Source organism: Pseudomonas sp. 2995-3, assembly GCF_002742565.1.
GTDB lineage: Bacteria > Pseudomonadota > Gammaproteobacteria > Pseudomonadales > Pseudomonadaceae > Aquipseudomonas > Aquipseudomonas edaphica.
On the sequence record NZ_LJSB01000315.1, the window covers coordinates 300923 to 321270 of the forward strand.

23 protein-coding genes are annotated in these 20348 nt (G+C 61.4%); 16 read left to right on the forward strand and 7 right to left on the reverse strand.

Annotation, left to right across the window (positions count from 1 at the left end; genetic code table 11):
* Positions 1-67: 67 nt before the first annotated feature.
* From mdcA to madM, 9 genes are all read left to right on the forward strand, one after another.
* Entirely contained in the window at positions 68-1738 is a 1671-nt protein-coding gene (mdcA, locus tag AOA62_RS28540; RefSeq protein WP_099550344.1) for a malonate decarboxylase subunit alpha, read from the forward strand.
* Positions 1739-2572: a triphosphoribosyl-dephospho-CoA synthase gene (locus tag AOA62_RS28545; protein ID WP_099550345.1), complete on the forward strand. Its 834-nt coding sequence runs from the start codon at positions 1739-1741 to the stop codon at positions 2570-2572.
* Positions 2572-2871, forward strand: a complete 300-nt coding sequence (locus AOA62_RS28550; protein ID WP_017139433.1) for a malonate decarboxylase subunit delta — start codon at positions 2572-2574, stop codon at positions 2869-2871. The genes AOA62_RS28545 and AOA62_RS28550 overlap by 1 nt, the downstream gene beginning before the upstream one ends.
* Positions 2864-3706 carry a biotin-independent malonate decarboxylase subunit beta gene (locus AOA62_RS28555; RefSeq protein WP_099550346.1) on the forward strand — a complete coding sequence of 281 codons (843 nt, stop codon included), beginning with the start codon at positions 2864-2866 and terminating at the stop codon, positions 3704-3706. The genes AOA62_RS28550 and AOA62_RS28555 overlap by 8 nt, the downstream gene beginning before the upstream one ends.
* Positions 3703-4473: a biotin-independent malonate decarboxylase subunit gamma gene (mdcE, locus tag AOA62_RS28560; protein ID WP_099550347.1), complete on the forward strand. Its 771-nt coding sequence runs from the start codon at positions 3703-3705 to the stop codon at positions 4471-4473. The genes AOA62_RS28555 and mdcE overlap by 4 nt, the downstream gene beginning before the upstream one ends.
* The gene (locus AOA62_RS28565; RefSeq protein ID WP_099550348.1) at positions 4467-5063 is read left to right on the forward strand and encodes a malonate decarboxylase holo-ACP synthase; all 597 of its coding nucleotides are present in this window, start codon (positions 4467-4469) and stop codon (positions 5061-5063) included. The genes mdcE and AOA62_RS28565 overlap by 7 nt, the downstream gene beginning before the upstream one ends.
* A complete protein-coding gene (mdcH, locus tag AOA62_RS28570) occupies positions 5060-5959 on the forward strand; it encodes a malonate decarboxylase subunit epsilon (protein WP_099550349.1) in 900 nt (299 codons plus the stop codon). Before AOA62_RS28565 ends, mdcH begins: the two co-directional genes overlap by 4 nt.
* A gap of 67 nt (positions 5960-6026) precedes the next feature.
* On the forward strand, positions 6027-6419 hold the full coding sequence (madL, locus tag AOA62_RS28575; RefSeq protein WP_017139428.1) for a malonate transporter subunit MadL: 393 nt from the start codon (positions 6027-6029) through the stop codon (positions 6417-6419).
* 5 nt (positions 6420-6424) lie between these two features.
* On the forward strand, positions 6425-7189 hold the full coding sequence (madM, locus tag AOA62_RS28580) for a malonate transporter subunit MadM (RefSeq protein WP_026013868.1): 765 nt from the start codon (positions 6425-6427) through the stop codon (positions 7187-7189).
* Positions 7190-7326: 137 nt separating this feature from the next.
* On the opposite strand, the gene AOA62_RS28585 is transcribed toward madM, so the two are convergent.
* Both AOA62_RS28585 and AOA62_RS31605 read right to left on the reverse strand, forming a co-directional pair.
* Entirely contained in the window at positions 7327-8241 is a 915-nt protein-coding gene (locus AOA62_RS28585) for a LysR substrate-binding domain-containing protein (RefSeq protein WP_017139426.1), read from the reverse strand.
* Positions 8235-8417: a hypothetical protein gene (locus AOA62_RS31605; RefSeq protein WP_143521932.1), complete on the reverse strand. Its 183-nt coding sequence runs from the start codon at positions 8415-8417 to the stop codon at positions 8235-8237. Before AOA62_RS31605 ends, AOA62_RS28585 begins: the two co-directional genes overlap by 7 nt.
* A 235-nt stretch (positions 8418-8652) precedes the next feature.
* Here AOA62_RS31605 and AOA62_RS28590 point away from each other — a divergent pair, with 235 nt between their 5' ends.
* On the forward strand, positions 8653-9270 hold the full coding sequence (locus AOA62_RS28590) for a hemolysin III family protein (RefSeq protein WP_099550350.1): 618 nt from the start codon (positions 8653-8655) through the stop codon (positions 9268-9270).
* A gap of 90 nt (positions 9271-9360) precedes the next feature.
* On the opposite strand, the gene AOA62_RS28595 is transcribed toward AOA62_RS28590, so the two are convergent.
* Positions 9361-10263, reverse strand: coding sequence for a LysR family transcriptional regulator (locus AOA62_RS28595; protein WP_099550351.1), 903 nt, complete (start codon positions 10261-10263; stop codon positions 9361-9363).
* Between the two features lie 108 nt (positions 10264-10371).
* Here AOA62_RS28595 and AOA62_RS28600 point away from each other — a divergent pair, with 108 nt between their 5' ends.
* From AOA62_RS28600 to AOA62_RS28610, 3 genes are read left to right on the forward strand one after another with little or no spacing between them, the layout of a single operon-like run.
* On the forward strand, positions 10372-11613 hold the full coding sequence (locus AOA62_RS28600) for a D-amino acid dehydrogenase (protein ID WP_099550352.1): 1242 nt from the start codon (positions 10372-10374) through the stop codon (positions 11611-11613).
* A 10-nt stretch (positions 11614-11623) separates the two neighbouring features.
* Positions 11624-11974: a RidA family protein gene (locus AOA62_RS28605; RefSeq protein ID WP_017139422.1), complete on the forward strand. Its 351-nt coding sequence runs from the start codon at positions 11624-11626 to the stop codon at positions 11972-11974.
* A 24-nt stretch (positions 11975-11998) separates the two neighbouring features.
* Complete coding sequence (locus tag AOA62_RS28610; RefSeq protein WP_099550353.1) at positions 11999-12901, forward strand: transporter substrate-binding domain-containing protein; 903 nt, start codon at positions 11999-12001, stop codon at positions 12899-12901.
* A 131-nt stretch (positions 12902-13032) separates the two neighbouring features.
* Here AOA62_RS28610 and AOA62_RS28615 read toward each other — a convergent pair whose 3' ends face one another.
* Both AOA62_RS28615 and AOA62_RS28620 read right to left on the reverse strand, forming a co-directional pair.
* Positions 13033-13752 carry a 16S rRNA (uracil(1498)-N(3))-methyltransferase gene (locus AOA62_RS28615; protein WP_017139421.1) on the reverse strand — a complete coding sequence of 240 codons (720 nt, stop codon included), beginning with the start codon at positions 13750-13752 and terminating at the stop codon, positions 13033-13035.
* Positions 13753-13878: 126 nt separating this feature from the next.
* Positions 13879-15285, reverse strand: coding sequence for an adenosylmethionine--8-amino-7-oxononanoate transaminase (locus AOA62_RS28620; RefSeq protein WP_099550354.1), 1407 nt, complete (start codon positions 15283-15285; stop codon positions 13879-13881).
* A gap of 273 nt (positions 15286-15558) precedes the next feature.
* Here AOA62_RS28620 and AOA62_RS28625 point away from each other — a divergent pair, with 273 nt between their 5' ends.
* Both AOA62_RS28625 and AOA62_RS28630 read left to right on the forward strand, forming a co-directional pair.
* Entirely contained in the window at positions 15559-16110 is a 552-nt protein-coding gene (locus tag AOA62_RS28625; protein WP_099550355.1) for a cytochrome b, read from the forward strand.
* A gap of 32 nt (positions 16111-16142) precedes the next feature.
* The gene (locus AOA62_RS28630; RefSeq protein ID WP_026013867.1) at positions 16143-16739 is read left to right on the forward strand and encodes a YceI family protein; all 597 of its coding nucleotides are present in this window, start codon (positions 16143-16145) and stop codon (positions 16737-16739) included.
* Positions 16740-16800: 61 nt separating this feature from the next.
* Here AOA62_RS28630 and AOA62_RS28635 read toward each other — a convergent pair whose 3' ends face one another.
* Positions 16801-17685: a LysR substrate-binding domain-containing protein gene (locus AOA62_RS28635; protein WP_099550356.1), complete on the reverse strand. Its 885-nt coding sequence runs from the start codon at positions 17683-17685 to the stop codon at positions 16801-16803.
* A gap of 127 nt (positions 17686-17812) precedes the next feature.
* Here AOA62_RS28635 and AOA62_RS28640 point away from each other — a divergent pair, with 127 nt between their 5' ends.
* Positions 17813-18187, forward strand: coding sequence for a nuclear transport factor 2 family protein (locus AOA62_RS28640; protein WP_017139416.1), 375 nt, complete (start codon positions 17813-17815; stop codon positions 18185-18187).
* 61 nt (positions 18188-18248) lie between these two features.
* Here AOA62_RS28640 and AOA62_RS28645 read toward each other — a convergent pair whose 3' ends face one another.
* Complete coding sequence (locus tag AOA62_RS28645) at positions 18249-20141, reverse strand: DEAD/DEAH box helicase (protein WP_017139415.1); 1893 nt, start codon at positions 20139-20141, stop codon at positions 18249-18251.
* Positions 20142-20348: the final 207 nt, after the last annotated feature.

The window sequence follows — 20348 nt, forward strand, 5'->3', positions numbered from 1 at the left end:
CTTGATTGATGCCCCCCACATTCACTCCTAAGGTACAGCCCACGACAGCAAACCCCGTGGAGCGACCATGACAACAACCATCACCCCCGATTCGCGCTGGACGCGGCGGCGCGACGAGAAGCGGCGGCGGCTCGGGCTGGTCAAAAAGTACGCAGACGGGGCAGTGTTGCCCAGTGACAAAATCGTCGAGGCGTTGGAAGCGCTGATCCTCCCCGGCGACCGGGTGGTGCTGGAGGGCAATAACCAGAAGCAAGCCGATTTTCTCTCGCGCTCACTGGCCAAGGCCGACCCGACCAAGCTCCACGATTTGCACATGATCATGCCCAGTGTCGGCCGTTCCGAGCACCTGGACCTGTTTGAAAAGGGCATCGCGCGCAAGCTGGATTTCTCCTTCGCCGGCACCCAGTCCCTGCGCATCAGCCAGTTGCTCGAAGATGGCCTGCTGGAAATCGGCGCGATCCACACCTACATCGAACTCTACGCACGGCTGGTGGTTGACCTGATCCCCAACGTGGTGCTTTCGGCCGGTTTCATGGCCGACCGCGCCGGCAATATCTACACCGGCGCCAGTACCGAAGACACTCCGGCGCTGATCGAACCCGCTGCGTTCAGCGATGGCATCGTCATCGTGCAGGTCAACCAGTTGGTCGACGATGTCACTGACTTGCCCCGTGTCGACATCCCGGCGAGCTGGGTGGATTTTGTGGTGGTGGCCGACAAGCCGTTCTACATCGAACCGCTGTTTACCCGCGACCCGCGTCATATCAAGCCGGTGCATGTGCTGATGGCGATGATGGCGATCCGTGGCATCTACGAAAAACACAATGTGCAGTCGCTCAACCACGGCATTGGTTTCAACACCGCCGCCATTGAGTTGATCCTGCCGACCTACGGCGAGTCCCTGGGCCTCAAGGGCAAGATCTGCCGCAACTGGACCCTCAACCCGCACCCAACTCTGATCCCCGCGATTGAAAGCGGCTGGGTGGAAAGCGTGCATTGCTTCGGCACCGAACTGGGCATGGAAAACTACATCGCCGCCCGCCCGGATGTGTTCTTCACCGGCCGCGACGGCTCGATGCGTTCCAACCGGATGTTCTGCCAACTGGCCGGCCAATACGCGGTGGACCTGTTTATCGGCGCCACGCTGCAAGTGGATGGCGACGGGCATTCCAGCACCGTGACCCGTGGCCGTCTTGCCGGTTTTGGTGGCGCGCCGAACATGGGCCACGACCCACGCGGCCGCCGTCACGGTACGCCGGCCTGGCTCGATATGCGCCACGACGACGCGCCGGAGGCCTTGCTGGAACGCGGCAAAAAGCTTGTGGTGCAAATGGTCGAGACCTTCCAGGAAGGTGGCAAACCCACCTTCGTCGAAACCCTCGACGCTGTGGAGGTCGCGCGCAAAAGCGGCATGCCGCTGGCGCCGATCATGATCTACGGCGACGACGTCACTCACCTGCTCACCGAAGAAGGCATCGCCTATTTGTATAAGGCACGCTCGCTGGAAGAGCGCCAGGCGATGATCGCCGCCGTTGCAGGCGTCACCGCCATCGGCATGCGCCACAACCCCAAGGACACTGCGCGCATGCGCCGCGAAGGCTTGATCGCCTTGCCCGAAGACCTCGGCATCCGCCGCACCGACGCCACCCGCGAGCTGCTCGCCGCCAAGAGCGTGGCCGACCTGGTGGACTGGTCCGGTGGCCTGTATAACCCGCCCGCCAAGTTCAGGAGCTGGTAAATGCGCGCCCTCAAACTGCATGAACTGAGCCTCGCCGATCGCCTGGCGGATATGGCCGTGGATGCCTTGATTGATGAGGCTGACCTGTCACCCAAACCCGCATTGGTAGACCGTCGCGGCAATGGCGCCCATAGCGATTTGCACCTGGGCCTGATGCACGCCTCGGCGCTGTCGTTGTGGCCGATGTTCAAGGAAATGGCCGAAGCGGCGCTTGAGTTCGGTGAAGTGGGTTTGCCCTTGCGCGAAGCCCTCGGGCGTATCGGGCGCGAAGGTGAGCAAGCCATGCTCGCCACCACCCAAGGCGTGAATACCCATCGCGGCGCGATCTGGGCCCTCGGTTTGCTCACTGCCGCAGCGGCTCTGGAGCCACGCGCTGTCACGCTCACCGCCGCCAAACTGGCCTTGCTCACTGACCGCTACGCCCCGCAACCGCTGAGCCATGGCGCGCAAGTCGCGCAACGCTACGGCGCACGCGGTGCCCGTGAAGAAGCGCAATTGGGCTTCCCTGCCGTGGTGCAACGCGGCCTGCCGCAGTTGCACAAAAGCCGCCGGCAAAACGCCGGTGAACAGAATGCGCGCCTGGACGCCTTGCTCGCGATCATGACCGACCTGGCCGACACCTGCGTGCTCTACCGAGCCGGCACCGAAGGCCTGCGCGCCATGCAACGCGGCGCCCAGGCGGTGCTGGACGCTGGCGGCAGCGCGAGCCTCGCCGGGCGTCGCCAACTGCACGACCTTGACCAGCAACTCCTGGCCCTGAATGCCTCCCCCGGCGGCGCCGCCGACCTGTTGGCCGCCTGCCTGTTTATCGACCGCCTCGACGGAGCGTTGTGATGGAAACCTTATCCTTTGAATTCCCCGCCGGGCAGCCGCCCAAAGGCCGTGCGCTGGTGGGTTGCGTCGGCTCCGGCGACCTGGAAGTGTTGCTGGAACCGGGCACGCCCGGCACGCTGACCATTCAAGTGCAGACCTCCGTGAATGGCGCCGAGCAACGCTGGCAGCATCTGTTCGAACGGATCTTCCAGGAGCAGACGCCACCGGCTTTGAAGATTGATATTCACGACTTCGGCGCCACCCCCGGCGTGGTGCGTTTGCGCCTGGAACAGGGTTTCGAGGAGATCGGCCATGACTGATTTACTCAACAAGCACAGCTTCGTCGAACTCGGTGCGCGGCAGCGAGCCAAGGCGTTGCTGGACAGCGGCACTTACCGCGAACTGATCGACCCGTTCCAACGCGTGATGTCGCCCTGGCTCAGCCGCCAAGGCGTGGTGCCGCAAGCGGATGACGGCGTGGTGATCGCTAAAGGCAGCATCGCCGGGTTGCCGGTGGTGATTGCTGCCATTGAAGGCAATTTCCAGGGCGGCAGCCTCGGTGAAGTGGGCGGCGCAAAAATCGCCGGTGCCCTCGAACTGGCGGCTGAAGACAACCGCAACGGTGTTCCGACCCGTGCCGTGCTGCTGCTGGAAACCGGCGGCGTGCGCTTGCAGGAAGCCAACCTCGGTTTGGCTGCGATTGCCGATATCCATGCGGCGATTGTCGACCAGCGCCAGTACCAGCCGGTCGTCGGCGTGGTGGCGGGTAGTGTTGGTTGTTTTGGTGGCATGTCCATCGCCGCCGGGTTGTGCAGTTATCTGGTGGTCACCCGCGAAGCACGCCTGGGCTTGAATGGCCCACAAGTGATCGAGCAGGAAGCGGGGCTGGAAGAGTACGACTCCCGCGACCGGCCGTTTATCTGGAGCTTTACCGGCGGCGAGCAGCGTTTTAACAGCGGCCTGGCCGACCGTTATGTGGCCGACGATGTGGCGCAGATCCAACAGACCGTCAGCGCCTTGCTGCAACAGGGTTTGCCCGAGCAACAGCGTAGCCGTCAGATCGATTTCTACCTGGCGCGCCTCACTGAGCTGAACGCTGCGCCGCAAATAGATCCCGCGACGGTGTGCGACCTGTATCAAGGAGAACGTCCATGAGAGGCTTGCAGTGGTTCAACGCATTGAGCTCCGGCGCAACGCCTGTCGAAGGGTTGCCCGACTCATTGAAGGTTGCAGACGGCGTAGTGGGTGAACAGGCCGTGCGCTTTATTGCCGTGGTCACCGATGCGCAAAATCGTTTCCCGCGTGCGCGCAACGGCGAAGTCGGTTTACTGGAGGGCTGGGGCCTTGCCAAGGCTGTCGACGAAGCCATCGAGAAGGGCGACAAACGCCCCATCATCGCTATCGTCGATGTACCCAGCCAAGCCTACGGCCGTCGCGAAGAAGCCCTCGGCATCCATCAGGCCCTGGCCGCCGCCGCCGACAGCTATGCCCGTGCTCGCTTGGCCGGGCACCCGGTGATTGCGCTGCTGGTGGGCAAAGCCATGTCCGGTGCATTCCTTGCTCACGGTTATCAGGCTAACCGCATGATCGCCCTGCGTGACCCTGGCGTGATGGTGCACGCAATGGGCAAGGCCTCGGCGGCGCGGGTGACCTTGCGCAGTGTTGAAGAACTCGAGGCCCTGGCCGCCAGCGTGCCGCCCATGGCCTATGACATTGACAGCTATGCCAGCCTGGGTTTGCTCTGGGAAACCCTGTCGGTCAGCCAGATTGAACAGCCCACCGCGGACGACGTGACGCGGGTCAGCGATTGCCTGCTGCACGCCATTGAAGATATCCACAGCCCGGATCTGAAAGGGCGCCTCGGTGCGAGCAATCGCGCCGCCTCAAGCCACGTACGCCAACTGCTGCGGGAGCAATGGTGAACGCCCACGACTTGCTCTGGGGCATGACCCCGGCGCATCTGCCCGCTGATGCGCCGGCCTGGGTGCTGGAGGTGATCAGCGCCGGTCACCCGGTGGTGGTGCGTCGCGCCACGGTCGAGCCGGGTGACGTGGCTGTGGGTGTGCGCGGGCGCTTGCGTGAGCAGCGCTTTGCGGCGCTGATGCCCCTTGTGGCAGTGCAACGACGCGTGACGCCGCAAGATTTGCGCAGTGTGGTCTCGTCGCGGGATCTACCGGCATTGCGCGCGCTTGATCATCTGCGCCCAGTGCTGGCGCAGCAGGACTGGGGCGTCACCGGCAGTGCAGGTTTCGAGCTGGCCAGCGGCATTGAAGCACTGCATGCCCAAAGCGATCTGGATTTGATGCTGTGCACACCCGAGCCACTTGAGCGCAACGCCGCACGCAATCTGTTGGCGTTGTTGGACTCGGCCGAATGCGCTGTCGACCTGCAACTGCAAACCCCGTTTGGCGCTGTCGCCTTGCGTGAATGGGCTGGCGAATCACGCCGGGTGCTGCTTAAAACCACCCACGGCGCGCACCTGGTACTTGACCCTTGGCAGGCCGTGGCATGAGCAGCCTTCTGGTATTTCCGGGGCAGGGTGCCCAACGCGCGGGCATGCTTCAAGCGTTGCCTGATCACGTCCTGGAAGAAGCCAGTGATGCATTGGGCGAAGACGTAAGCCAGCTCGACTCAGTCCAAGCCTTGGCCAACACTCGCGCCGTGCAACTCTGCCTGTTGATCACCGGTGTGGCCCACGCCCGCCAATTGCAACGCACGCCTGATTACGTGGCGGGCCTGTCCATCGGCGCCTACCCGGCAGCCGTCATCGCTGGTGCGCTGGAGTTTGCTGACGCGGTAAAGCTGGTGAGCCTGCGCGGCGAACTGATGCAAAACGCTTATCCACAAGGCTTTGGCATGACCGCGATTCTCGGCCCGCAGTTATCCACAGTCGAAACGCTGCTGGCTGAAATCCACAGCCCGCAAACCCCGGTGTACCTGGCCAACATCAACGCCGACAACCAGACCGTCATCGCCGGCAGTGACGAAGCCATGCAGCGTGTCGCGCAACGCATCAAAGGCAACGGCGTGGCCAAGCGCCTGGCCGTGAGCGTGCCATCCCATTGCGTGCTGCTGAACGAACCCGCCGAGGCATTGGCGCAGGCGTTTGTAACGCTCAAGGCGCCGCGCATTACCTACCTGAGCAGCACCCGCGCGCGGCCGATCCACAACCCCGAGCAACTGCGCGACGACCTGGCTTTCAACATGTGCCGCATCGTCGACTGGCGCGGCACCGTGCAAAGCGCCTACGAGCGTGGTGTGCGCCTGCAAATCGAATTGCCGCCTGGCGCGGTACTCACTGGCCTGTCCCGCCGTGTCTTCGAGCAAGGCAGCGTAATCGCCTATGAAGGCGCACGCCTGGACACCTTGCAGGCCCTGCTGCAAGAGGAGGAGCGCCGCCACCGATAAAGCACCACCCAAGGCTTTCGAAGCACAAAAACAACAATTTCGATGAAGCACTTCGAGGACAACAACAATGATTATTTACGGTGTGGCGTTTCTGGCGCTGTGTACGTTGATCGGCCTGTTTATCGGTGAGTTGCTGGGCAAGTGGATGGGTATTCCGGCCAACGTCGGCGGGGTGGGTATCGCCATGTTGCTGTTGATCGGCCTGGGCAGTTACCTCAGTAAACGTGGGCTGTTTACCGGCAAGTCGGAGCAGGGCGTGAGCTTCTGGGCGGCGGTGTATATCCCTATTGTGGTAGCGATGGCGGCCCAACAAAACGTGTACGGCGCAATCAAGGGCGGGCCGATGGCGATTCTGGCCGGCACGCTCGCTGTAGTGCTGGGTTTTGCCCTGGTACCGGTGTTAGTGCGCATCGGCAACCGCAAGCCTGTTGCGGTTGTTCCCACTAAAGAAGCCGGGTGATCGCCATGTACGAATCCATGATGAAAGTGATCACCGGCTACGGCCTGATCAGTGGTTTTGCCGTGATCGGCCTGACCATGTGGGTGTCCTATTGGATCTCCGACACCTTCACCAAAGGCCGGCTGCACGGTTCGGCCATCGCCATTTTGCTCGGGCTGGTGCTGTCGTATGTGGGCGGCGCGTTTACCGGCGGCGCCAAGGGTGTTGTGGATATTCCGTTGCTGTCGGGCATCGGCTTGCTGGGCGGCGCGATGCTGCGGGACTTTGCCATTGTTGCCACGGCGTTTGGCGTGAGTGTGGATGAACTCAAGCGCGCCGGTTATGTGGGCGTGCTGGCGCTGTTTGTCGGCGTGGGTTCGTCGTTCGTGGCTGGCGTTGGAGTGGCGCTGGCGTTTGGTTATACCGATGCCGTAAGCCTCACCACTATTGGTGCGGGCGCCGTGACCTACATCGTTGGCCCGGTGACGGGCGCGGCGATTGGTGCCAGCTCCGAGGTCATGGCGCTGTCGATTGCCGCCGGGTTGATCAAGGCCATTCTGGTGATGGTGATGACGCCGTTTGTAGCGCCGTTGATCGGGCTGAATAACCCACGCAGTGCGGTGATTTTCGGCGGACTGATGGGCACGTCCAGCGGCGTGGCCGGTGGTTTGGCAGCGACCGATCCGAAGCTGGTGCCATATGGTTGCCTGACGGCGGCGTTTTACACGGCGCTGGGCTGTCTGCTGGGACCGTCGTTGCTGTTTTTGCTGATGCGCGGGTTGGTGGGCTGACCTGAGCCGGCCTCATCAATGATCGTTCCCACGCTCCGCGTGGGAATGCCTCATGTGACGCTCCGCGTCACGCCTTTAAGAGCAGACGCGGAGCGTCCAGGGCTGCATTACCACGCAGAGCGTGGGAACGATCGGTGTCAGGTTTGGCGGTTGGCATACATCCGACACTCCGCCAGCAACGCCAGCAAGTTCGGATCACGCTCCTTGGCCTTCAAAAACACCACGCCAATATGCTGCTGCAACCGATACCGGGGTTGCAGCGGTATGAGCTTCACGCGGTTCTCATACACCGCTGCAATCCGCCCTGGCAGCAACGCATAACCCACGCCTGAACTGACCATGCTCAGCAGCGTAAAAATGTCGTTCACCTGCATCGCCACCTTCGGCTCAAACCCCGCCTGCTTGAACACCCGATTGCCGTCCTGATGGGTGGCGAAGCCTTGGGTGAGGGTAATGAAAGTAGCGTCGCGCACATCCGCCAGGTCGATTTGCTGTTCACGGTCGAAGGGTGAATCGGCTGGAGTGGCGAGGAAGATGTCGTCGGAAAACAGCGCGATCTGTTCGCAGTCGGGGTCGTTGGCGTGGTCGTCGAGGGAGATGAGGATCGCGTCGACTTCCATGTTCTTGAGTTTGTAGAGCAAGTCAAAGTTGGAACCCAGGATCAGGTCGATATTGAGTTCGCTGCGCCTGATTTTAAGGCCCATGATCAATTGCGGCACGGTTTTGACCGTCAGCGAATACAGCGAGCCCAGCTTGAAGCGCTCGGCGGAAAACCCGGCGGCTTCGCGGGTCAGGCGCACGCTGTCGACCACATCGGCGACCAGTTTCTGCGCGCGTTCTTCGAGCACGTAGGCACTTTCCAGCGGCGTGAGGTTGCGCCCTTCATGCTTGAACAGCGGGCAGCGCAGCGCGTTTTCCAGGGAGTGGATGGCGCGGTGTACGCTGACGTTGCTGGTTTGCAGCTCGGCAGCGGCGCGGGCCAGGTTGCCGGTGCGCATGAATGCCAGGAAGATTTCCAGTTTCTTGAGGGTGAATTCTTCGTCGATCAGCATGGCCGTGGCTCGGGTTCGAATGCCGTCGATTGTGCCCCTAAAACCCGTTCACTCCCAGCCATGCGCTGCACAGGCCCAGCACCAGGCGGGTGTACCGAAGGGAACAGGTACAGCCCGCGCACGGTCACAATCGCACCCGGCAAGCCATGCAGGTGGCGATATTGGGGCCGGGCCATGGAGATTGCCGTATGTGGGAGCTGGCTTGCCTGCGATGAGGTCTGTCAATTATTGAATGATGGGCTGACACACCGCTATCGCAGGCAAGCCAGCTCCCACAGGACTCAGTGAGTGATCCATCGGCACGGGGTCGTTGGGCAAAGGCAGAAATGCGTGTTACCTGTAACAGTGCCGGTAGCGTCAGAATGGTCCTGGCACAACCATGTGGTAACGGTTATTCGAGGTGAGTGACACATGTATCACGGGGAACGATTCAACGCCTGGAGCCATTTGGCCGGGGCGGTCGCCGCGTTTGTCGGCGCAGTGTGGATGTTGGTGGTGGCGAGCCTGGACGGCAGCCCCTGGAAGATCGTCAGCGTGGCGATTTATGGTTTTACCCTGCTGGTGCTGTACAGCGCGTCCACCGTGTACCACAGCGTGCAGGGGCGGCGAAAAGAGATCATGCAGAAGGTTGATCACTTTTCGATCTACCTGCTGATTGCCGGCAGCTACACCCCCTTTTGCCTGGTGACGCTGCGCGGGCCGTGGGGCTGGACGCTGTTTGGAATCGTGTGGGGGCTGGCGGTGATCGGCATTTTGCAGGAGATCAAGCCAAGGTCTGAGGCGCGGATTCTGTCGATTGTGATCTACGCGGTGATGGGCTGGATTGTGCTGGTGGCGGTCAAGCCACTGATTGCCGCGCTGGGCACGGCGGGGTTTATCTGGCTGGCGTTGGGCGGGGTGTTGTACACCGTCGGCATCATCTTTTTTGCCCTGGAGGATCGCCTGCGGCATTCCCATGGGATCTGGCATTTGTTTGTGATCGGCGGCAGTTTGCTGCACTTTGTGGCGATCATGCACTACGTGCTCTGACCTGTGGGAGCTGGCTTGTGTGGGAGCTGGCTTGCCTGCGATAGCGTCGGCACATTCAATACCGCTATCGCAGGCAAGCCAGCTCCCACATTACAAGCGTTCCAGCAGCTCTCGCGCTCGGTTGCCGAAAATGTCCAACAGGTTCGCCAACATATGCGGCGGCGGCTCATTCGCGCGGGTCAGGGCGTACAGGGTGATCGGCAACGGCGGCGTGAGCGGGCGAATGCAGGTGGTCGCCGTTGACGCGCCGAGGGCGGTAAACGGGTCGATCACCGTCAACCCGGCACCTGACTCCACCATCGCCCGGGCCAGGGAATAGGTCTGTACGGCAATGCTCACCCGTGGCGGTGGGTCGACGTTTTCCAGGTAGCTGTCGAGCTTGGCGGCCAACGGGTCGGCACTCGACAGGCCAATCAACGGCGCACCCGCCAGGTCCGCCAATGGCAGGGGCGTGCTCAGCTCGGCATCCGACCAATAACCCTTTGACGCCAACGCCACCAAGACCCCATTGGCCAGCACTTGCGTGGTCAGCCCAGGATGGCCGGAGAAGTTCAGCGTCAGCGCCAGGTCAATCTCACGCATCAACAGCTTCTGCACCAGCTCGCGGCTGTGGTCGCTGGACAGCTCACAGGCAATGTCCGGGTAGTCGCGCTTCCATTCCAGAATCGCCGGCGGCAGCAGCGACAGGGCCAGTGCCGGAATCGCACCAATACGCACACTTTGACCCGGCTCACGGCGCAGGCTCTTGGCCAGGCGCCGCACGCCTTGCAGGCTTTCGGTGACTTTCTCGACTTCGCTTTCCAGCGCCAGCGCTTCCGGTGTGGGCTGCAGTTTGCCGCGCACCCGTAAAAACAGCGCAAAGCCCAACTGCAACTCGGCGTGCTGCAGCACCTTGGTCACCGCCGGTTGCGAGACGTGCAACAGCTGCGCGGCGGCGCTGACGGAGCCGGTCTGGCGGATGGCCTGGAAGATTTCGATATGACGCAGGCGCATGGCAAGTCCATAACCTTTGTTTATAGATGACCCATCTTTATTCATTGTCGGCGACCTGTCACCTGGCCCTAGGCTTGGTGCCAGTCAATTCAATAGCGGGTGGCAGCAATGGCCAAGCGGGTTTGCATCATCGGTGGTGGCGTTATCGGCTTGGCAAGCGCCTATGCCCTGGTGCGTGCAGGCCATGAGGTGACAGTGATCGACGCGCGGGACAGCCTCGGCAGCGAGACCAGTTTCGCCAATGGCGGGCAACTGTCCTACCGCTATGTCGCGCCGTTGGCCGACAAAGGTGTGCCGCTGCAAGCCATCGGCTGGTTGCTGCGCGGTGATTCGCCGCTGAAGCTGCGCCCGCGTCTCGACCCGCAGCAATGGCGTTGGATGGCGGCCTTTATCGGCGCCTGCCGTGGCTCGGTGAACACGCGCAATGCCGCGCACCTGCTGCGCCTGGCGTCCTTGAGCCAGGCCACGCTGGAGCAATGGCGCGAAGGCGATCGCCTGGAGGGCTTCGATTGGCGCCGCAACGGCAAACTGGTGACGTTTCGTAACGCCGTCTCCTTTGAGCATGCGCGCAGCAAGGTCAGCAATAACGTGCAGCAGCAAGTGTTGTCCGTGGCCGATTGTGCGCACTTGGAGCCAGCGTTAATGGGCGCCGACTTTCTCGGTGGCATCTACACGCCGAACGAGGAGGTGGCTGACTGTCACGCCTTCTGCCAACGGCTGGCGGCCCGGCTCGAAGCCTCGGGGCGCTGCAGGTTTTTGCTGGGCCGCAAGGTCACTCGCATACGCCACGCCGACGGCGCGGTGCAGGCCATCGAGTTGGGTGACGAGGTGATGGCGGTGGATCAACTGGTGCTGGCGGCCGGGCATCGCAGCGCGCAATTGGGTTTGCCAGGGTTGTCATTGCCACTGTATCCGCTCAAGGGCTACAGCCTGAACGTGCCGATTGGCGCGCATCACCAGGCGCCGAACGTGAGTGTCACCGACTATGACCGCAAGATCGTGTATGCGCGCATCGGCGAGCAACTGCGGGTCGCGGCCATGGTGGATATCGTCGGCTTTGATGCAGGCCTTGAGCCCAAGCGTCTGGCGCTGATGAAACGCCAGGCCATGGAGACATTCCCAACGGCCGGCGATTACACCCACGCGGTCGAATGGGCCGGCATGCGCCCGGCAACGCCCACCGGCGTGCCGCTGATCGGCGCCAGCGCCTATCGAAACCTGTGGTTGAACCTGGGCCACGGTGCCCTGGGTTTTACCCTGGCCTGCGGCAGCGGGCAATTGCTGGCCGAACTGATCAGCGAGCACGCGCCTTCCATTGATATGCAGGGCCTCACGCCCCGCGCCGCTTGAGGATGCAGCCATGACCATCACTCGAATCAGCAGCAACGAGCGCCTCTCTGGCGCCGTCACCTTCAAGGACTTGGTGTTCCTCTCGGGCCAGGTGCCGGGCGACGGCCAGGATGTGGCCACGCAAACCCGCGAAGTACTGGCCAGGATCGACGCACTGCTGGCGCAAGCCGGCAGCGACAAGGATCACGTGCTCAACGCCACTATTTACCTCAAAGACATCGGCAGTGGTTTTGCACCCATGAATGAAGTGTGGTCCGCGTGGTTGTCGCCGGGCATGGCGCCGACACGCACCACCTTGCAGGCCGAACTGGCGCGCCCGACGGTGCTGGTGGAAATCAGCGTGATTGCTGTACGTAAATAACCGCAAGACCAACGGAGAATAACAATGAAAAAAATCCTGTTGACCGGCTGCACCCTGGGGCTGCTGTTTGGCGCACAGGTTCAGGCCAATGAAGCCCCGCTGGACGGCACCTTGAGCAAAATCGCGAATGCCAAGTCGATCACCTTGGGGTATCGCGATGCCTCGGTGCCGTTTTCCTACGTGAGCGACAACAGTGGCAAGCCCATGGGCTATTCGGTGGAGTTGGCGAGCAAGATCGTTGAGCGCATCCAGCAGAAAATCGGGGTGGCCAAGCTGAATGTTAAGTACAACCTGGTGACCTCTCAGACCCGTATTCCGCTGGTGCAAAACGGCACCGTCGACCTTGAATGCGGTTCCACCGGTGTCACCGCCGAGCGGCAGAGGCAGGTGGCGTTTTCCTACGGGTTTATCTATGTGAAGGGCCAACTGCTGACCGCCAAGGACAGTGGCATCCAGGGTTTTGAAGACCTCAAGGGCAAGAATGTGGTGACCACGGCCGGCACCACCAATGAACGCTTTCTCAAGCGCTACAACGCCGACCACAAAGCCAATATGTTTGTGATCAGCGCCAAGGACCATGGCGAAGCGTTCAAAATGCTCGAGACCGGCCGCGCAGTGGCGTTCTACATGGACGATGCGTTGCTCTACGGTGAGCGCGCCAAGGCCCGAGACCCGCACCACTGGGTGGTGGTGGGCAAGGAACAGTCGCGGGAGATTTACAGCTGCATGCTGCGCAAGGACGACCCGCAGTTTCTAGCGGTGGTCAACGAAACGCTCGCCGACCTGTACCGCTCCGGGGAGATCAACGGGATTTACCAGCGTTGGTTTGAACAGCCGATTCCGCCCAAGGGCCTGAACCTGGAGTTTCCGATGACCAGCGAGTTGAAGGCGATAATTGCCAAGCCGGTGAGTGACCCGGTGGAGTGATAGCCGCAATGATCGTTCCCACGCTCCGCGTGGGAATGCAGCCTTGGACGCTCTGCGTCCCAATTTGAGGTCGTGACGCAGAGCGTCACAGGAGGCTTTCCCACGCAGAGCGTGGGAACGATCGGGCGAGGTTAGAAGTCGCCCCAGAGTTGCTGGGCCACGCTCAATGCCACGACTGGCGCGGTTTCGGTGCGCAGCACCCGCGGGCCGAGGCGGGCGGCGTGGAAGCCGGCAGCTTGGGCGGTTGCGACTTCTGCGTCGGTCAACCCACCTTCAGGCCCGATCAGGAACGCCAGGCTCGATGGCTTGGCGTGGCTGACCATCGGCTCGGCCACCGGGTGCAGCACCAGCTTCAAATCCGCCTCGGCTTGCTTCAACCAGTCGGCCAGTAACAGCGGCGGGTGAATCACCGGCACTGTCGAACGCCCGCATTGCTCGCAGGCGCTGATCGCCACTTGGCGCCAGTGCAGCAGACGTTTGTCGGCGCGTTCGTCCTTCAGGCGTACTTCGCAGCGGTCGCTGAAAATCGGCGTGATTTCATTCACACCCAGTTCGGTGGCTTTCTGGATCGCCCAATCCATGCGCTCGCCCCGGGACAGGCCTTGGCCGAGGTGGATGTGCAGCGGTGATTCGGTCTGGCCCGCAAAGCGTTCCGTGAGTTGCACGGTAACGCGTTTTTTCCCGACTTCCAGCAAGGTGCCGAGGAATTCCTGGCCGGAGCCGTCGAACAGTTGTACGGCGTCGCCTTCACCCATGCGCAATACGCGACTGATGTAATGCGCCTGGGCTTCGGGCAATTCATGGTCGCCGATGCTGAGCGGGGTGTCGGTGAAAAAGCGGGACAGTCTCATTTCTGTTCTCTGGAAGTGGTGTGCAGAGCGGACGCGGAGCGTGGGAACGATCATACAAAACCTGTGGGAGCCGGGCTTGCCCGCGATAGCGGTAGACCCGACACCCGATCAGTTGAGTGAACTCAATTAACCCGGATCCCGAAAGCCTGGGTGAAAATCTTGTGGCACCGCAACACTGACAGTGCTGTTGGTGGCGATATCGATCCCTTCGCTGGCGACTTCAGCCAGGAAGTCGATCTGTTCCGGCGTTATCACATACGGCGGCAGGAAATACACCACGCTGCCCAGCGGCCGCAGCAGCGCACCGCGCTCCAGGGCATGCTCGAACACCTTCAAGCCACGGCGTTCCTGCCACGGGTAGGCGGTTTTGGTGGCTTTGTCCTGAACCATCTCGATGGCCAGCACCATGCCGGTCTGGCGCACTTCCGACACGTGCGGGTGGTCCACCAGGTGCGCGGTGGCGGTGGCCATGCGCTGGGCCAGGGCCTTGTTGTTTTCGATGACGTTGTCTTCTTCGAAAATATCCAAAGTCGCCAAGGCTGCCGCGCACGCCAGCGGGTTGCCGGTGTAGCTGTGGGAATGCAGGAAGGCGCGCAACGTCGGGTAGTCGTCGTAGAAGGCGTCGTACACATCGTCGGTGGTGACGACCGCCGCCAATGGCAGGTAACCGCCGGTGAGGGCTTTGGACAAGCATAAAAAGTCCGGGCGGATGCCGGCTTGCTCGCAAGCGAACATGCTGCCGGTGCGGCCGAAGCCGACGGCGATTTCGTCGTGAATCAGGTGCACGCCATATTTGTCGCAGGCTTCACGCAGCAGCTTGAGGTACACCGGGTGGTACATGCGCATGCCGCCGGCGCCCTGGATCAGCGGCTCGACGATCACGGCGGCGACGCTGTCGTGGTTTTCGGCCAGGGTCTGTTCCATGGCCAGGAACATGTTGCGTGAGTGTTCTTCCCAGCTCATGCCCTCGGGGCGCAGGTAGCAATCCGGGCTTGGCACCTTGATGGTGTCGAGCAGCAAGGCTTTATAGGTTTCGGTAAACAACGGCACATCGCCCACGGACATCGCGGCAATAGTTTCGCCGTGGTAGCTGTTGGTCAGGGTGACGAAGCGCTTCTTGTTCGGCAGGCCACGGTTGAGCCAGTAGTGAAAGCTCATCTTCAGCGCGACTTCGATGCACGACGAGCCGTTGTCGGCATAGAAGCAGCGGGTCAAACCTTCAGGCGTCATCGCCACCAGGCGTTCGGACAATTCGATCACCGGCTGGTGGCTGAAACCGGCGAGGATCACGTGTTCCAGCTGATCCACCTGGTCCTTGATGCGCTGGTTGATGCGCGGGTTGGCGTGGCCGAACACATTGACCCACCAGGAACTGACGGCATCGAGGTAGCGCTTGCCTTCGAAGTCTTCCAGCCATACGCCTTCGCCACGTTTGATCGGGATCAGCGGCAGTTGCTGGTGGTCTTTCATCTGGGTACAGGGATGCCACAGCACCGCGAGGTCGCGTTGCATCCACTGGTTATTCAAGCCCATCGGTTATCTCCTCGAAGCGGCCCTGCGCCCGGCGCAGGCGAAACAATCGCGCAAGCCTATGCAATGCCAGGCGGCGTCACAACCCATTACGGATGAATTGGCAGTAAAGGCAGGACGATCTGTCACGTTTATCAGGAATAGTCCTTAATCCATTGTTAACGTACTGTGCATACTCTCTTGATCGTATTTCTCGATATTTCAAAGCGAAATTTTCCGCTTTAATTCGATAGGTAAATCGCTAGTCTTGGGCACAGTTCTTACGGGATTTGGGACATGCAGCTACGTAATTCATCGGCCCGTTATGGCTGGGTCAGCATTGTTTTGCACTGGGGCGTAGCCCTGGTGGTGTTCGGTTTGTTCGCGCTGGGCCTGTGGATGGTCGGCCTCGACTACTACAGCGCCTGGCGCAAAGACGCGCCCGACCTGCACAAGAGCATTGGCATCACGCTGTTCGCCATCATGCTGGTGCGTATCGTCTGGCGCATTGTCAGCCCGCCACCGCCACCTTTGGCCAGCTACAGCCGCTTGACGCGTATTGGCGCTGCGTTTGGCCACGCGTTCCTGTATCTCGGGCTGTTTGCCGTGATGATCGCCGGTTACCTGATTTCCACCGCAGACGGTGTCGGTATCCCGGTGTTTGGCCTGTTTGAGATTCCTGCCGTGGTTTCCGGGCTACCGGACCAGGCAGACAACGCCGGCTTGGTGCATTTGTACCTGGCCTGGGTGTTGGTGGTCTTCGCCGGTTTGCATGGCGTGGCCGCGTTTAAACACCACTTTATCGATCGTGATGCGACCCTGACACGAATGCTGGGACGCAAAGCCTGATGTTCAACCTCGACTCACAAGGAATAGAAAGCATGTTGAAAAAGACTCTCGCCGCTCTGGCAATCGGTTCCGCACTGCTGTCCGCAGGTTCGGCGATGGCCGCTGATTATGTTGTCGACAAGGAAGGCCAGCACGCCTTCGTTGACTTCAAGATCAGCCACTTGGGCTATAGCTTCATCACCGGTACTTTCAAGGATCTGGACGGTAAGTTCAGCTTTGACGCCGCCAAGCCTGAAGACAGCAAAATCGAGTTCAACGTCCGTACCGCCAGCGTGTTCACTAACCACGCCGAACGTGACAAGCACATCGCCAGCAAAGACTTCCTGGACGTTGGCAAGTTTGCCGATGCCAAGTTCGTCTCCACCAGTGTCAAAACCACCGGTAAAAATGCTGCAGGCCAAGTTACTGCCGACGTGACTGGCGACCTGACCTTTCATGGCGTGACCAAGCCGATCGTGGTCAAGGCCACGTTCCTGGGCGAAGGCAAGGATCCATGGGGCGGCTACCGTGCCGGCTTTGAAGGCACTACCAGCTTCAACCGTCAGGACTTCGGCAAGCAGATGGACCTGGGCCCAGCGTCCAACACTGTTGAGCTGTACGTGACTTTTGAAGGCGTAAAAGCGAAGTAATTATTTCGCTGTTTCAAACGCCAAGCGCCGACCTCAGGGTCGGCGTTTTGCTGTGCGCTGTTCAAAGGCTTTCTTGATACGTCGTCACTTGGCCCTTGAGCCAAGTGTGCAATAAGGTCAACTGCGCCGACGGTTTGCTGCCCGCAGGCCAGACTATGTAATAGCGTGAGGTGTGCGCCGGTTCAATGTCGGTGAGCCGGACCAGCTCCCCGCGTTGAATCAGTGCATGGGCAATCGAGCGGCGTGTCAGCGCGACGCCGTGCCCGAGCCGCACAGCTTCGAGCATCAACGTGGAATCGGTGAACTCCAGCGGCGCTTGCGGACGTTGCCCCTCGATACCTGCGGCGCCCAGCCAGATCGGCCAGCTCTCACTGGCGTGCAGCAAAGGCTGCTCAAGGACGGCTTGCGCCGTGTCCGGCAGCACGCCGTGGTTGAAGTCGCGCGCGGCGACCACCAGCAATGAGTCACCCATCAGCGTTTCGCAATGCACATCCGGCCACTGGCCATGACCGAAGCGAATCGCGCAATCAAGCGGGCCTTGCTCGAAGCTGGCGAACTCCATGCTCGACTCCAGCCGCAAGTGCAGCTCGGGGTGAGCCGCCCTGAAATCATGCAGGCGCGGCAACAACCAATGCATGGCGTAGGAAGGCAGCACCGAAGCGGTCAGCTGTGGGTGCCTGGTTTTTGCCATCAGTTTTTCGGTGATCCCGGCGATTTCGCCCAGGCCCTGCCTGATCTGGTAGGCATACACGCGGCCTTCATCCGTCAGCATCAGCGTGCGCTTGTTGCGCATGACCAAAGCGAGGCCCAGATACTCTTCAAGGGCGCGAATCTGATGGCTGACGGCACTGTGGGTCACGTGCAGTTCGAGGGCGGCCAGGTTCACTTTGCCCAGTCGGGCCAAGGCCTCGAAAGCACGCAGCGCGGCAAGGGGAGGCAGTTTCAAAGTGTGAATTCCTTTCACAGAAAAGCCTAATAATAGCCGCTATACGTGAAATGAGTGGGCTATCAATAATGGCGGCAAGTTATTTATTCAAATAACACCGTGTTGAAACTGTCGGGAGTTGTGCGCCATGATTGATGAGATTCAAGCGTTTCTGAACGATTACTTTAGTGTGTTGCAAACTCAGGATTTGAATACGTTCGATCAAGTCTTTCATCGTGGCTGCGTGTTATACAGCGCACAGAACTCGACCGTGGTCGTGCGGCCGTTCGAGGAATACCGGACCATGGTTCAAGGCCGAAAGTCGCCGCAGGAAGGCGGTTTTCCGCAGCTTGATGAGGTATTGATGATTGACGTGATGTCGCCGGAAATGGCCATCGTCAAAGTGCGCTTGCGCTTGTTCAATAACGTGATGGTTGATTATTTGAACCTGATGAAAGTTGACGGTCGCTGGATGATCTTTGCCAAGCTTTTTCATAAGGCCGGTGAAGTGGCTGATCAATAAGCTAACGCCTGGATGCAAAAACGCCCCGATTAATCGGGGCGTTTTTGTTAGCGTCGAAAACTCAGCGGTTGCGGGTCAGCAGCGCTGGTTTTTCACCACGAGGGCGGCCTGGCAGTTGATCCAGCTGCTCAGGTGTCGGGAAGCGATCCGCTTTCGACTCCTTGTGGATGATCTTCGGCGCCGGACCACCGCGCGGGTTCTGCACGGCGGGTTCCGACAAGCGTGGCTGGTCGTCACGAGCCGGACGGCGGTTGTTGCTGCGCGAGTCTTCACGACGGGCCTGGCCGTCACGGGGGGCGCCATTACGCGGGCCGTTGCGCTTGGCAGGTGGCGTACCGGTGGTACCGCCGCTGCTGTTGCGCGGGCCATTTTGACGACCGCCCTGTGGCTGGCCGCCACGTGGAGCACCCGTGCCTGCGCCCGCACCTTGTGCCGGGGCACCTGGACGGCGGCCACGGCCCTGGGCCGGCTTGGCCTGAGGCACGTAGTCAACGCGGTTACCGAAGTTATCCACATCGTCGTCGAGGAACTCGTCCGGGGCGCGGTCGGCAGCGGCACGTGGCGGCTGGCTCGGCTGGCGCTGTTCGCGGGCCGGGGTGCCTTCACGGGGCTTCTGCTCACGGGCTGGGCGTTCGCCACGGCCGTTGGTAGGCGCTTTTTCCTTGCCGCCTTTGTCTTTGCCCTTGTCGCGGCGGCCACCGCCACCACCGCCGCCGTTCGGGCCATCGCCCTTCGGACCGCGTGGGTTGCGTGGGTTACGCACGTCCGGACGCTCGCGCGCTTCAGGCTTTTCGGCCTCCACGGCGCTGGAGTCGAAGCCCATCAGGTCGCCGTCGGCGATTTTCTGCTTGGTCATGCGCTCGATGCTTTTCAGCAGCTTTTCTTCGTCCGGAGCGACCAGGGAAATGGCCTCGCCCGAACGACCGGCACGGCCGGTACGGCCGATACGGTGCACGTAATCTTCATCGACGTTCGGCAGCTCGAAGTTGACCACGTGTGGCAATTGGTCGATATCCAGGCCGCGCGCGGCGATATCGGTGGCGACCAGGATGCGCACAGTGCCGGCCTTGAAATCGGCCAGGGCTTTGGTGCGCGCGTTCTGGCTCTTGTTACCGTGGATGGCGACGGCCGTGAGGCCGTGCTTGTCCAGGTACTCGGCCAGGCGGTTGGCGCCGTGCTTGGTGCGGGTAAACACCAGCACCTGCTCCCACGCGCCGTGGGTGATCAGGTGCGCCAGCAGCGAACGCTTGTGGCTGGCGGCCAGGCGGAATACGCGTTGCTCGATACGCTCGACCGTGGTGTTCGGCGGCGTGACTTCGATGCGTTCCGGGTTGTGCAGCAGCTTGCCGGCCAGGGCGGTGATGTCTTGGGAGAACGTTGCCGAGAACAGCAGGTTCTGACGTTTGGCCGGCAGGCGGGCGAGGACCTTTTTCACGTCATGGACAAAGCCCATGTCGAGCATGCGGTCGGCTTCGTCCAGCACGAGGATTTCCACGTGGGACAAATCGACGCTGCCTTGGCCGCACAGGTCGAGCAAACGACCCGGGCAGGCTACCAGCACGTCAACACCACGAGACATGGCCTGAACCTGTGGGTTCATGCCGACGCCGCCGAAGATGCAGGCGCTGACGAACTTCAAGTCGCGGGCGTACAGCTTGAAGCTGTCGTGCACTTGGGCGGCGAGTTCGCGGGTTGGGGTCAGGACCAGTACGCGGGGTTGGCGCGGGCCGTGACGCTGGGATTTGTCCGGGTGACCGTTGGGGAACAACCGCTCCAGAATCGGGAGGGCGAAACCACCGGTTTTACCAGTACCTGTCTGCGCCGCAACCATCAGGTCGCGACCTTGCAACACGGCGGGAATGGCCCGCTGTTGCACCGGAGTAGGCTCGGTATAGCCCGCTGCCTCGATGGCGCGGACTAAAGCCTCGGAGAGACCGAGGGAAGCAAAGGACATGAGTAATCCTGTTTTAGTTAGGGCTTGGCCCAAAGGGATAATCTTGCCGGGCGTGAATGGCGCTTAGGGGAGCGCAACCCCGTCCGGTCCTGCTGCGTCTGGCGGGCACTCCACCGGCTCGCGCGGGCTGAAAGCTGCGCAGTAGCTGGGTTAGGTGCCTTTTTCAAGACCTCAGCGGCCGGGCGTGAGCCTGGCGGAAAGGCCGGA

Bases quoted from the DNA above. Each gene is read 5' to 3' on its own strand.
- mdcA (WP_099550344.1), top strand. From the start codon at position 68: ATGACAACAACCATCACCCCCGATTCGCGCTGGACGCGGCGGCGCGAC.
- AOA62_RS28545 (WP_099550345.1), top strand. From the start codon at position 1,739: ATGCGCGCCCTCAAACTGCATGAACTGAGCCTCGCCGATCGCCTGGCG.
- AOA62_RS28550 (WP_017139433.1), top strand. From the start codon at position 2,572: ATGGAAACCTTATCCTTTGAATTCCCCGCCGGGCAGCCGCCCAAAGGC.
- AOA62_RS28555 (WP_099550346.1), top strand. From the start codon at position 2,864: ATGACTGATTTACTCAACAAGCACAGCTTCGTCGAACTCGGTGCGCGG.
- mdcE (WP_099550347.1), top strand. From the start codon at position 3,703: ATGAGAGGCTTGCAGTGGTTCAACGCATTGAGCTCCGGCGCAACGCCT.
- AOA62_RS28565 (WP_099550348.1), top strand. From the start codon at position 4,467: ATGGTGAACGCCCACGACTTGCTCTGGGGCATGACCCCGGCGCATCTG.
- mdcH (WP_099550349.1), top strand. From the start codon at position 5,060: ATGAGCAGCCTTCTGGTATTTCCGGGGCAGGGTGCCCAACGCGCGGGC.
- madL (WP_017139428.1), top strand. From the start codon at position 6,027: ATGATTATTTACGGTGTGGCGTTTCTGGCGCTGTGTACGTTGATCGGC.
- madM (WP_026013868.1), top strand. From the start codon at position 6,425: ATGTACGAATCCATGATGAAAGTGATCACCGGCTACGGCCTGATCAGT.
- AOA62_RS28585 (WP_017139426.1), bottom strand. From the start codon at position 8,241: ATGCTGATCGACGAAGAATTCACCCTCAAGAAACTGGAAATCTTCCTG.
- AOA62_RS31605 (WP_143521932.1), bottom strand. From the start codon at position 8,417: ATGGCCCGGCCCCAATATCGCCACCTGCATGGCTTGCCGGGTGCGATT.
- AOA62_RS28590 (WP_099550350.1), top strand. From the start codon at position 8,653: ATGTATCACGGGGAACGATTCAACGCCTGGAGCCATTTGGCCGGGGCG.
- AOA62_RS28595 (WP_099550351.1), bottom strand. From the start codon at position 10,263: ATGCGCCTGCGTCATATCGAAATCTTCCAGGCCATCCGCCAGACCGGC.
- AOA62_RS28600 (WP_099550352.1), top strand. From the start codon at position 10,372: ATGGCCAAGCGGGTTTGCATCATCGGTGGTGGCGTTATCGGCTTGGCA.
- AOA62_RS28605 (WP_017139422.1), top strand. From the start codon at position 11,624: ATGACCATCACTCGAATCAGCAGCAACGAGCGCCTCTCTGGCGCCGTC.
- AOA62_RS28610 (WP_099550353.1), top strand. From the start codon at position 11,999: ATGAAAAAAATCCTGTTGACCGGCTGCACCCTGGGGCTGCTGTTTGGC.
- AOA62_RS28615 (WP_017139421.1), bottom strand. From the start codon at position 13,752: ATGAGACTGTCCCGCTTTTTCACCGACACCCCGCTCAGCATCGGCGAC.
- AOA62_RS28620 (WP_099550354.1), bottom strand. From the start codon at position 15,285: ATGGGCTTGAATAACCAGTGGATGCAACGCGACCTCGCGGTGCTGTGG.
- AOA62_RS28625 (WP_099550355.1), top strand. From the start codon at position 15,559: ATGCAGCTACGTAATTCATCGGCCCGTTATGGCTGGGTCAGCATTGTT.
- AOA62_RS28630 (WP_026013867.1), top strand. From the start codon at position 16,143: ATGTTGAAAAAGACTCTCGCCGCTCTGGCAATCGGTTCCGCACTGCTG.
- AOA62_RS28640 (WP_017139416.1), top strand. From the start codon at position 17,813: ATGATTGATGAGATTCAAGCGTTTCTGAACGATTACTTTAGTGTGTTG.
- AOA62_RS28645 (WP_017139415.1), bottom strand. From the start codon at position 20,141: ATGTCCTTTGCTTCCCTCGGTCTCTCCGAGGCTTTAGTCCGCGCCATC.